This is a genomic window from Roseiarcus sp. (genome assembly GCF_052145395.1).
Lineage (GTDB): Bacteria > Pseudomonadota > Alphaproteobacteria > Rhizobiales > Beijerinckiaceae > Roseiarcus.
Genome location: NZ_JBKQOT010000234.1, coordinates 1 through 9,678 on the forward strand (window position 1 = coordinate 1; position 9,678 = coordinate 9,678).

A 9,678-nucleotide genomic window follows, 5' to 3' on the forward strand; every position below is an offset into this window, starting at 1 on the left:
GCATGTTGACCAGCAGGGGAACGCGGCGACCGATCGTCTCCCAGTCGGCGACGGTGAGGTCGACTCCGATGTGGCGGGCGATGGCGTTGATATGGATCGGGGCGTTGGTCGAGCCGCCGATGGCGCTATTGACGACGATGGCGTTCTCGAACGCCTCGCGCGTCAGGATGTCGGACGGCTTCAGATCCTCCCACACCATGTCGACGATGCGCCGGCCGGTGTCGTAGGCGATCTGGCCGCGTTCGCGGTAGGGCGCTGGGATCGCCGCGCAACCGGGCAGGCTCATGCCGAGCGCCTCGGCCAGCGCGTTCATCGTCGAGGCGGTGCCCATGGTGTTGCAATGGCCGGTCGAAGGCGCCGAGGAGGTGACGAGCGCCATGAACTCCTCATAGTCGATCTTGCCCTCGGCGAGATCGGAGCGCGCCTGCCAGACAACGGTCCCGGAGCCGGTCCGCTCCCCGTGGCGCCATCCGTTCAGCATCGGGCCGCCCGAAAGCACGATCGCGGGAACGTTCACCGTCGCCGCCGCCATGACGCAGGCCGGGGTTGTTTTGTCACAACCTGTGGTCAGCACCACGCCGTCGATGAAATAGCCCATCAAGATCTCGACCAGGCCGAGATAGGCGAGGTTGCGGTCGAGCGCGGCGGTCGGCCGCTTGCCGGTCTCCTGCAGCGGATGGACGGGAAACTCGAACGCGATCCCGCCGGCGGCGACGATCCCGTCGCGCACCCGCTTGGCGAGGTCGAGGTGGTGGCGGTTGCAGGGCACGAGGTCCGAGCCGGTCTGGGCGATGCCGATGATCGGCTTGCCGGAGCGCAATTCCGCCGGCGTGAGGCCGTAGTTGAGGTAGCGCTCAATGTAGAGCGCCGTCATGCCGGGATTGTCGGGATTGTCGAACCACTGCCGCGAGCGGAGGGGACGTTTCGCCGTGCCGGCGCCGCCGCCGGTCTTGGGCTTGTCTGCCATTTTCGAACCTTTCCTCAGGGCCGCATCGGGGCGGCGCGCTGACATGCCAGTATGGGCGGGTCGGCGGATCGATTCAATCTTTCGGCGATAGTAGCGCCGGCAAGACGATTTGACTCGGACGGCAGGCCGGCCCTCGCGCAGCCCGCGGGACCGAACTTTGCGCCGCGAGTGGCGAAAATGAAAGATTTGTCCCCCGAGCCAGATAGCCTCAAAGGACCGATTGCGGTCGCTGGAAGCCAACATTTGGACGGCGGGAATGCGCACAAGGAGCGGGCATTCGCGATGGCGTCGCTACGTCTCCTTATTGCTCCTTGTGATCAGCGCATGCCTGTGAAGGAGGCGCTCATGGCGCGCGGGTCGCGCATTGGCCAGCGGCCGGAATCGACGTAGGACAGAAAATTGCCGACGATACGGTTGAACGCGTCGGGGTCCTCGATGTTGATGGCGTGGCCGCAATTCGGCATCACGGCCAGCGCCGCCGAGGGGATGATCTCCTTCATGAGAATGCCGGGCAGCAGGCAAGGCCAGTCCTCGTCGCCGGCAAGGATCAACGTCGGGACGTTCAGCGCCTTCATCTGATCCTTGAGGTCATACAGCGAGGGCCGCTCGCGCAGCACGCCAAGCAGCGTGTTGGCTGAGCCGATATCGGAGTGCTCGGCGAGCTGGCGCTTGAAGTCCGCGAAGGCGCGTGGGCTCTTGTTCTCGAGCTGCACCCGCGTCGGCCCGTAGGCGTAGCGTTCGGCGAACTTCTCCGTGCCCTGTTCCAGCAGCAAGGCCGCTGAGGCGGCGACCTCGGCGCGGAAGTCCTCCCGCTTGGCGGGATTTGCCCCATAGCCGCAGCCGGCGACTGTCAGCGAGCGGGCGCGCGGCGCATGCCGAAAGCCGAAATGCAGCGTGGCGAACCCGCCCATGGAAAGGCCGACGATATGGGCGCGGCTCAGCTGCAAATGATCGAGCACGGCGGCGATGTCGTCAGCCGCGCGGTCCTGTGAATATTTCCCCACCTCCTCCGGCGCGTCCGACGGCGGATAGCCGCGGGCGTTATAGGCGATGGCGTGGTAGCGCTGGCCGAAATGGCGCAGCTGCGCCTCCCAGCTCCGGAGGTCGCCGGCGAATTCGTGCACGAAGATGACGGGCGCGCCGGCGCCAGTCTCCTCGTAGTAGAGTTTCACTCCGTCGTGGGCAGTGGCGTACGGCACGCGAGCCTCCGGTTGAGCAGGACCACTCTCGGTTGAATAATGAGTCTGCAAGCAATCCCGGATGGCAATCCGCAATGTCCGCAGCACGGCGAGAGCGGCAGTTCCGCGCAAATTCCGGACATTTCACCGATGGTCGAACCGATCGGAAGGCCACAGTCGCCGTCCGTCTAAAGCGACTCCACCGTCACCGTCTTGAAATCGGCCGGCAGCACGATCTCAAGAAGTTCGCAGTCGTCGGAATAGCCAAGCACGGAGTGCTTGATCCCGGGCGGCTGGATCCAACAGCTTCCTGCCTCGAACGTATGGGCGCCCTCGCCTTCAAACGCGGTCTTGTACCAGCCTTTCAGCACATAGATCATCTGAAAGTCGACCACATGATAGTGTGGCGTGGACGCCTCCTCGGGCCGGAAGGGCGGCCTAAATCGGATGACATGCGCCTGCGCCAGGCCGTCGGTCGCCTTGGCGATCCCGAGGTCGCGATAGTCCGCATAGGGACGCAGGCCCGCCAAGAATTCGGCTTCGCGCAGATGGCTGACAACGAATTTTTGCTTCTTTCCGGCTCGCGTTTGCGGGCTTCGGGCCGGTTCTGTCGGAGAGGAGGCCTTCGATTGAGGCGTCGGGCCGGATTGTGCTCGGTCTTGAGATTGAGCCATGTGTCCCTCCTGCGCGCGGGCGGCGGGTTGGCCTTAATCTTCACAGTCCGTCTTTGATCGCGAGCGCGGCGAGACGGCCGAAGATCCCTGCGCGGGTTGCGTGTCCCGCGCCAAAAAGATTGTGCGCTTGTCAGGCGGGGTTGGCAAGACGTCGCGCTCCGGCGGCCTGCAACGGCAGCTTGACGTCGATTCGCGACGTTCAATGGCTCGGGACGACTTGGCGCTTCGTTCCCTGCCTCCAATCACCCGATCGAGCTGGGAACCCCGTGTCAGGCGCGAACCCCTACATCGCCAGCGGCGCGACGCCGAACAGCCAGAGGTGGAGCCCGCCGATCAGAAGGCCCCAGACGACGATTCCGATCACGACCGCTCCGATGGTCGCGCCCCAGTTCGGCGCGGGATAGGCGATCGCCTTAGCCCGATCGCGCGCGTAATTGGCCGACAGGTCCAGGAGCGACCAGACGAGGAACGCGCCGAAGAGCACGAGGTCGGCCGCGGAGCCGTTGGCCAGGAGATGCGCGACGGCCCAGATGACGACCGCCCACAGCATCGGGTGATGGACCGCGACCGCGATATGACTCGTCTTGAGGAGGTAGGCGGCGAGCAGGATCATGCTGATGAGCATGAGAAGCACCGCGATGTGGCTCGTCCAGAACGGCGGCGCCCAGAGGATTGGGGCCGTCCACCGCGCCTCGCCGAACCCCCAGATGATCATCACCAGGCCGATGAGCGACAAAAGGGCGTAGACGCCCTTCCACGGTCCTTCGCCAAGACGCGCGATCGCGCGTTCCCGCCCGCTCTCGGCGAATATGCGGATCGAGTGAAGACCGAGGAAGATCACCAGGCCGAATACGAGCAACGTCATGAAGGCACCGCTTGCCGACGGAGGACAGGAGCGGCGGCAAGGGTGGCGCCGGGACGCCGCCATGGCAAGACCGCTGCGGCCTCGGCGCCGACTCCGTGCTAGGAAGGCGGCCGACTCTCGAACGCCAAAGCCCATGACCTCAGCTCCCGTCGCCCGCCCGCCGCAAAAGCTTTTCCCCGCCTGCGTCCCGGCCGCCGTTCGCGCCAGGAGTCCGATTGGGAGCCTTCCGCATGGCCAATGACGGGCCCGAGGACCGGCTCTATCCGCCGCGTCCGATCCTCGCTGTTTCGATCGCCGTGTTCCGTGAGGGGCGGGTTCTGGTCGGGCGCCGGGCGCGGCCGCCGATGGCCGGGCGCTTTTCGCTGCCCGGAGGGGTGGTCGAGGTCGGCGAAACCCTGGTCGAGGCGGGGCTACGCGAGCTTCGCGAGGAGGTCGGCGTCGAGGCGGAGGTGATCGGTTTCAACCGGCATGTCGAGCCGCTCGTGCGCGAGGGCGGTCGGATCCGGGCGCATTTCGTCATCGCCTCGTTCGTCGGCCGCTGGATCCGGGGCGAGGCGCGCGTCAGCAAGGAAATCGACGCTGTCGCCTGGATCGAACCGGAAGCCAGCGCCTCGCTCTTGACCACCCCGGAGCTCGCGGAAGTCATCGCCAGCGCAAAACGCATCGAGAGCACAAGCCGGTGAGGCGGTCCGCGGCGATCGTCATCGCAGCGTCGGTCCTCGCCGCGTTGATCGGCCAGGGCGGGGCGGCCGAATCGCCGGCGTCCAAAGCCGCGCCCTTAGCCTCGGCGCCGGCGCCACCCGCGCGGCCACCGTCAACGCAAGCGCCTGCGCCGCCGCCGGAACGTCCGCCGCCCTACGAACCGCAACTCCTGAGGCTCGCCGAACTGCTCGGCTCGCTCGCCTATCTCCGCGATCTCTGCGGCCTCGGCGACAGCGCCGAATTTCGCGCCAAGATGGCCGCGCTCCTCGACGCCGAGAGCCTCGAGCAGCGCCGCAATCTGCTCGCCGGCGCCTACAACAAGGGCTTTCGCGACTACGCGACCAGCTATCGGGTCTGCGGGCCGGCCGCCAACGCCGTGATCGAGCGCTATCTCAACGAGACCGCGCGGCTTGCGGCCGATCTGGCCAGCCGCTACGGCGGGTGAAGGCGCAAGGCCGGCGACCCGGCTATTTCTTCGCGCCGGCCATGAACGCCATGAAGGCGGCGCGGGCTTCGGTAGAGGCGAGCGCAGCGGCGAAAGCCTGGTTCTCTTCCGCCAACCGCGCCTTCAGCGGCGCGAGGTCGCCGCGCAGGAGACGGCGCGTCGAGAGCAGCGCCGAGCGCGGCTTGGCCGCGAGGGCGGCGGCCTTGCCGACCGCATGGGCGAGAAGCGACTCGGCCGGAACGAGCGCGTTGACGAAGCCCAGCGCAAGCGCGGCCTCGCCGTCGAACGGCTCGGCGAGCATGAGGAGCTCCGCCGCCTTGGCGCGGCCGAAGCGCTGCGGCGCGAGCAGCGACGATCCCGCCTCGGGCACGAGGCCGAGATTGACGAACGGCATGTGGAACCGCGCGGCCGGCGTCGCGTAAACGAGGTCGCAGTGGAAGCACAGCGTCGTCCCCACGCCGACCGCCTGACCGTCAACCGCGGCGACGAGCGGCTTTTCGAAATCGGCGAGCCTGGCCACGAAACGCGAGGCCGGGAATGCGGCGGCGTCGGGCGAACCGGCCGCTCGGGAAGCGATCGACAGGAAATCGCCGATGTCGTTGCCCGCGGTGAAGACGCCGCCGCGACCCGCGAGCGCGAACGCCTCGATCAGCGCCTCGTACATGGCGCCGGTGATCGCGTTCTTCTTCTCCGGGCGCGCGAAGGCGGCGATCAGAACCGCCCCCTCGCGCGCAACCTCGATCCTGGCGCTCATGAGCCGTCCGCCAGAACCGCCTCGTAGGCGCTCAGCGACGCGGCGCCGGACGCGACGATCCGGTTGAGGCCCGGGGCGACGGGAAGCAGCTTCTCCGCGTAGAATCGCGCAAGCGCGACCCGGGCGAGTTCGCTGTCGTCGCCATCGCGGGCAAGGGCCTGGGCGGCCAGCCCCGCCTTGGCGAGGCAACCGCCGCCGAGCGTCAGGCCGAACAGGCGCAGATAGGGGGACGCGCCAGCGAGCGCCGACTCGGTGTCGGTCGCCAGCCAGGCTTGCATGGCGCGGGTCGCCTGGTCGAGCGCCTCCGCCGCCTCGGACAGCCGCGCGCTGGTCGCGCCGAACGCGGGGCCGCCGCGCTCGGACACCGCCCGCGCGACATCGCGGATCGCGTTGACCTCGTTTCGGGCCGTTGCGCCGCCGGCCAGCGGCAGCTTGCGCAGCACGAGGTCGACGCCGTGGATGCCGTTGGCCCCCTCGTAGATCGCGGCGATCCGGGAATCGCGCATGTGCTGGGCCGCGCCGGTCTCCTCGATGAAGCCCATGCCGCCGTGGATCTGCACGCCGATCGACGTCGCCTCGTCGCCGAGGTCGGTCGAGAAGGCCTTGGCGATCGGCGTCAAGAGCGCGGCCCGATTGGCGCCGGCCGCCCTTTCCTCCTCCGTCCGTCCGTGGCTGGCGAGGTCGAGCGAGGCCGCGGTCAGGTGGCAGATCCCGCGCGCCGCATGGGCGTAGGCCTTCATCGTCATCAGCATGCGCTGCACGTCGGGATGTTCGATGATCGGCGACATTCCGACCTCGCCCTTGCCGTCGCCGCCCTTGGCGCTGCGGCCCTGCCGGCGCTCTCGCGAAAACTCCAGCGCCTGCTGATAGGCGCGCTCGGCGATGGCGACGCCCTGCGTCCCGACGGCGAGCCGCGCCGCGTTCATCATCACGAACATGGCGGCGAGGCCGCGATTCTCCTCGCCAACGAGCCAAGCCTTGGCGCCCTGGCTCTCGCCAAAGATCATCACGCAGGTCGGCGAGCCGTGGATGCCGAGCTTGTGCTCGATGCTGGCGCAGCGCACGTCATTGCGCGCGCCCAAGGTCCCGTCCGGGTTGACCAAGAACTTCGGCGCGAGGAACAGCGACAGGCCGCGCGTGCCGGCCGGCGCGCCGGGCAAGCGGGCGAGCACGAGATGGACGATGTTCTCCGCCATGTCGTGCTCGCCGTAGGTGATGAAGATCTTCTGCCCGAACAGGCGGTAGGTTCCGTCGTCGGCGCGCTCGGCGCGGGTCCTGACCGCGTTGAGATCCGAGCCGGCCTGCGGCTCGGTCAGGTTCATGGTGCCGGTCCAGCGCCCGGAGACCATGGCCTCCAGATAGGTGCCGAGGAGCTCGCGCGAGCCGTAGGTCTTGAGCGCGCCGATCGCGCCTTCGGTGAGCAGAGGGCAAAGGGCGAAGGCCATCGAGGCGCCGTTCCAGATTTCGGTGCAGGCGACGTTGACGAGGTGCGGCAGTCCCATGCCGCTGAACTCAGCCGGGGCCGAGACGCCGCCCCAGCCGGCCTCGGCCCAGCGGCGATAGGCGTCGGCGAAGCCCGGAGGCGTCGTCACGACGCCGTTTTCGTAAGCCGCGCCAGCGGTGTCGGCGGTGCGGTTGAGCGGTGCGATCTCCTCGGTGGCGAAGCGCCCGGCCTCGGAGATGACAGAGGCGATCGTCTCCCAGTCGAACTCCCCGTCGAGCTTTCCGTCGATGAGCTCCGGCAGGCCCGCGACAGCCTTGAGGGAGAACAGGATATCGGCGACTGGGGATCGATACGTCATGAGAACTCCTCCGCACTTTTTCGGCGTCGACGCGCCCGCTTGATAGTTCAAAGCTGAACCCGCTTAAATATAGACCATTTTCTCACGCATTCGGCGGATAGAAACGATGACGAAGAGTCCGCGACGAACGCGGCAGGTCCCGGCGACGCCGGAAGCGGTCGCCGCGGCGGCCGAAAGTTTGCGCCAGGGCGGCCTCGTCGCCATGCCGACCGAGACCGTTTACGGGCTGGCCGCCGACGCGACGTCGGACGAGGCGGTCGCCGCCATCTATGGGGCGAAAGGTCGCCCCGTCTTCAATCCGCTGATCGCGCATGTGCTCGGCGTCGAGGCGGCGCGCGAGCACGGGAGGTTCGACGCCGACGCCGAGCGGCTCGCGCGCGCCTTCTGGCCGGGGCCGTTGACCCTGGTCCTGCCGGTTGCGGCGACCTGCCGGGTGAGCCTGCTCGCCCGCGCGGGGCTCGACACGCTCGCGCTGCGCGCTCCCGACCATCCGGTCGCCCGCGCGCTCATCGAGGCGACCGGGCGCCCGCTCGCCGCCCCTTCGGCCAATCGCTCGGGCCACGTCAGCCCGACCACCGCCGCGCATGTCTTCGCCGACCTCGACGGCCGCATCGACTGGATTCTGGACGCCGGGCCCTCGCGCCACGGACTCGAATCGACGATCGTCGCCTGCCTCACCGCGGGGCCAACTCTGCTCCGTCCGGGCGCCGTTCCCGAGGAGGCGATCGCGGCGGCGCTCGGGCGGCCGCTCGCGCAGGAGCCTAAGACCCGCGACGCGCCCAATGCGCCGGGTCAGCTCGCCTCGCATTATGCGCCGCGCGCGCGCCTCAGGCTCGACGCGGTCGCTGTTTCGGCGGACGAAGCGGCGCTCGATTTCGGCGGCGCCTTGGCGGGCGGCCCTGACCGGATCCGCCTCGACCTTTCGCCGTCAGGCGATCTCGCCGAGGCCGCGGCCCATCTCTTCGCCTATCTGCGTGCGCTCGATGAATCCGGCGCCGCTGCGATCGCCGCCGCGCCCGTTCCGAGGCGCGGCCTGGGCGCGGCGATCAACGACCGCCTGCGGCGGGCGGCGGCGCCGAGAGGCGAGTGAGCGTGAAGGTCCTATGACCACAATAGTCCGGTCTCCGGACTTGCGGGCGCCGGGTCCGCGGGCGCAGGGTGCTGACCCGGAGCGGCGGCAGAATTTTGGTTCGATGGACGCGGAGCTTAGCTGGGACGAATTTCGATTGGTGAAGGCGATCGCCGATTCGCGCTCGCTGGCCGGGGCTGCGGCGCTGCTCGGCCTGAACCATTCGACCGTGTTCCGCAGGCTCGGCGCGCTCGAGGCGCGGGTCGGCGCGCCTCTGTTCGAACGCTCGCGCTTCGGCTACGACCCGACGGCCGCCGGGGACGAGATGATCGCGCTCGCCAACCTGATGGCCGAATCCATCATGGAATTCGAGCGGCGCGTGGCGGGCCGCGACGCGAGGCCCACGGGACGGCTCAAGGTCACCACGGTGGAAGCGATCGGGCAGCGTTTCATGCCCGCGATCCTGGCGCAGTTTCAGGGGCAAAACCCGGGCGTCGTCATTGATCTTATCCTGTCGGAACAGGAGCTGAACCTCAGCCGGCGCGACGCGGACGTCGCGATCCGGGTGACCAACGATCCGCCCGAGACCCTGGTCGGCCGGCGCATCTGCACAGTGCGCTGGGCGCTGTACTGCCGCCGCGACCTCGCTGACGGAAGCGGGACCGGACGGGTCGATTCGGTTCCCTTCGTCGGCTTCGTCGACGACTTCGGGCCGCCGCTCGCGCGCCGCTGGGTCGAGTCGAACGTCCGTCCGGAGCGGCTCGCCGCGCGGGCGAACTCGATTCATTCCGTGCTCGAGATGATCGCGCTCGGCGTCGGCGCCGCGCCGCTCCCCTGCTACCTCGGCGAGCAGAACCCCGCCCTGACGCGGATGGGTCCGCCGCTGCGGGAATGGGACCAGGGCTTATGGATTCTCACTCACTCGGACCTGCGGCGCTCGGCGCGCGTTCGCGCGTTTATGGATTTTGCCGGCACCGAGATGACCAAGCATCGCCGGACGATCGAAGGGTCCGAAAGCGAATGACGTCGGCCGACTGTCATCGGCTTGCCATGGGACCCCGCCTGTGGCAAAAGCCCGACGCTCTTTCGGCGCCCACGAGCGCCCGGATGCTGCAGTAGCTCAGTGGTAGAGCACTCCCTTGGTAAGGGAGAGGTCGAGAGTTCAATCCTCTCTTGCAGCACCATCAAATCAAAGACTTAGCGGGAAAATTTTCGAGCGGGG

10 protein-coding genes and 1 tRNA gene are annotated in these 9,678 nt (G+C 68.3%); 5 read left to right on the forward strand and 6 right to left on the reverse strand.

Annotation, left to right across the window (positions count from 1 at the left end; genetic code table 11):
- The 4 genes from ACLP25_RS07910 to ACLP25_RS07925 form a co-directional block, all read right to left on the reverse strand.
- On the reverse strand, positions 1-967 hold a 967-nt coding region (locus tag ACLP25_RS07910; RefSeq protein WP_442468665.1), incomplete at its 3' end, for a dihydroxy-acid dehydratase domain-containing protein.
- A 317-nt stretch (positions 968-1,284) separates the two neighbouring features.
- A complete protein-coding gene (locus ACLP25_RS07915; protein ID WP_442468666.1) occupies positions 1,285-2,166 on the reverse strand; it encodes an alpha/beta fold hydrolase in 882 nt (293 codons plus the stop codon).
- A gap of 167 nt (positions 2,167-2,333) precedes the next feature.
- On the reverse strand, positions 2,334-2,675 hold the full coding sequence (locus ACLP25_RS07920) for a cupin domain-containing protein (RefSeq protein ID WP_442468667.1): 342 nt from the start codon (positions 2,673-2,675) through the stop codon (positions 2,334-2,336).
- A 427-nt stretch (positions 2,676-3,102) separates the two neighbouring features.
- Positions 3,103-3,684: an NnrU family protein gene (locus ACLP25_RS07925; RefSeq protein WP_442468668.1), complete on the reverse strand. Its 582-nt coding sequence runs from the start codon at positions 3,682-3,684 to the stop codon at positions 3,103-3,105.
- A gap of 230 nt (positions 3,685-3,914) precedes the next feature.
- Between ACLP25_RS07925 and ACLP25_RS07930 the strand changes: the two genes are divergently transcribed.
- Together ACLP25_RS07930 and ACLP25_RS07935 are read left to right on the forward strand one after the other, a co-directional pair.
- Positions 3,915-4,367, forward strand: a complete 453-nt coding sequence (locus tag ACLP25_RS07930; protein ID WP_442468669.1) for an NUDIX hydrolase — start codon at positions 3,915-3,917, stop codon at positions 4,365-4,367.
- Positions 4,364-4,831 (forward strand): TIGR02301 family protein, encoded by a 468-nt coding sequence (locus tag ACLP25_RS07935; RefSeq protein WP_442468670.1) that lies wholly within the window; start codon positions 4,364-4,366, stop codon positions 4,829-4,831. The genes ACLP25_RS07930 and ACLP25_RS07935 overlap by 4 nt, the downstream gene beginning before the upstream one ends.
- 22 nt (positions 4,832-4,853) lie before the next feature.
- Here ACLP25_RS07935 and ACLP25_RS07940 read toward each other — a convergent pair whose 3' ends face one another.
- Both ACLP25_RS07940 and ACLP25_RS07945 read right to left on the reverse strand, forming a co-directional pair.
- Positions 4,854-5,585, reverse strand: a complete 732-nt coding sequence (locus tag ACLP25_RS07940; RefSeq protein ID WP_442468671.1) for an enoyl-CoA hydratase-related protein — start codon at positions 5,583-5,585, stop codon at positions 4,854-4,856.
- On the reverse strand, positions 5,582-7,387 hold the full coding sequence (locus ACLP25_RS07945) for an acyl-CoA dehydrogenase (RefSeq protein ID WP_442468672.1): 1,806 nt from the start codon (positions 7,385-7,387) through the stop codon (positions 5,582-5,584). The genes ACLP25_RS07940 and ACLP25_RS07945 overlap by 4 nt, the downstream gene beginning before the upstream one ends.
- A gap of 106 nt (positions 7,388-7,493) precedes the next feature.
- On the opposite strand from ACLP25_RS07945, the gene ACLP25_RS07950 reads away from it, so the two are divergent.
- The 3 genes from ACLP25_RS07950 to ACLP25_RS07960 all read left to right on the forward strand — a co-directional run bounded on the left by ACLP25_RS07950 (position 7,494) and on the right by ACLP25_RS07960 (position 9,640).
- On the forward strand, positions 7,494-8,477 hold the full coding sequence (locus ACLP25_RS07950; protein WP_442468673.1) for an L-threonylcarbamoyladenylate synthase: 984 nt from the start codon (positions 7,494-7,496) through the stop codon (positions 8,475-8,477).
- A 13-nt stretch (positions 8,478-8,490) separates the two neighbouring features.
- On the forward strand, positions 8,491-9,480 hold the full coding sequence (locus ACLP25_RS07955; protein ID WP_442468674.1) for a LysR family transcriptional regulator: 990 nt from the start codon (positions 8,491-8,493) through the stop codon (positions 9,478-9,480).
- Between the two features lie 85 nt (positions 9,481-9,565).
- A tRNA-Thr gene (locus tag ACLP25_RS07960) sits at positions 9,566-9,640 on the forward strand.
- Positions 9,641-9,678: the final 38 nt, after the last annotated feature.

Coding starts and splice junctions, on each gene's coding strand:
- ACLP25_RS07945 (WP_442468672.1), bottom strand. CDS start 7,387: ATGACGTATCGATCCCCAGTCGCCGATATCCTGTTCTCCCTCAAGGCT.
- ACLP25_RS07940 (WP_442468671.1), bottom strand. CDS start 5,585: ATGAGCGCCAGGATCGAGGTTGCGCGCGAGGGGGCGGTTCTGATCGCC.
- ACLP25_RS07930 (WP_442468669.1), top strand. CDS start 3,915: ATGGCCAATGACGGGCCCGAGGACCGGCTCTATCCGCCGCGTCCGATC.
- ACLP25_RS07955 (WP_442468674.1), top strand. CDS start 8,491: ATGACCACAATAGTCCGGTCTCCGGACTTGCGGGCGCCGGGTCCGCGG.
- ACLP25_RS07925 (WP_442468668.1), bottom strand. CDS start 3,684: ATGACGTTGCTCGTATTCGGCCTGGTGATCTTCCTCGGTCTTCACTCG.
- ACLP25_RS07950 (WP_442468673.1), top strand. CDS start 7,494: ATGACGAAGAGTCCGCGACGAACGCGGCAGGTCCCGGCGACGCCGGAA.